Below are 693 nucleotides of genomic sequence, written 5' to 3' on the forward strand. Positions count from 1 at the left end.
CCACCCGCTAAGCCTAAATACTCCCTGGTGACCGATAGCGGACTAGTACCGTGAGGGAAAGATGAAAAGTACCCCGGGAGGGGAGTGAAATAGTACCTGAAACCGTGTGCCTACAATCCGTCGGAGCCTTTAGGGGTGACGGCGTGCCTTTTGAAGAATGAGCCTGCGAGTTAGTGCTACGTGGCGAGGTTAACCCGTGTGGGGTAGCCGTAGCGAAAGCGAGTCTGAATAGGGCGCTTGAGTCGCGTGGTCTAGACCCGAAGCGGTGTGATCTAGCCATGGCCAGGGTGAAGCGCGGGTAAGACCGCGTGGAGGCCCGAACCCACCAGGGTTGAAAACCTGGGGGATGAGCTGTGGTTAGGGGTGAAAGGCCAATCAAACACCGTGATAGCTGGTTCTCCCCGAAATGCATTTAGGTGCAGCGTCGTGTGTTTCACCTCGGGGGTAGAGCACTGGATGGTCTAGGGGGCCCACAAGCTTACCGAAATCAACCAAACTCCGAATACCGAGGTGTGAGAGCGCGGCAGTGAGACTGCGGGGGATAAGCTTCGTAGTCGAGAGGGAAACAGCCCAGAACGCCAGCTAAGGTCCCTAAGTGTGTGCTAAGTGGGAAAGGATGTGGGGTCGCACAGACAGCCAGGAGGTTGGCTTAGAAGCAGCCACCCTTTAAAGAGTGCGTAATAGCTCACTGGT

1 rRNA gene is annotated in these 693 nt (G+C 56.3%); it reads left to right on the forward strand.

Features of this window, described 5'->3' with window-relative positions:
• Window positions 1–693, forward strand: a 23S ribosomal RNA gene (locus IEY88_RS43920); the annotation flags it as partial.

This window comes from Lentzea pudingi (assembly GCF_014646255.1).
Classification (GTDB): Bacteria; Actinomycetota; Actinomycetes; order Mycobacteriales; family Pseudonocardiaceae; genus Lentzea; species Lentzea pudingi.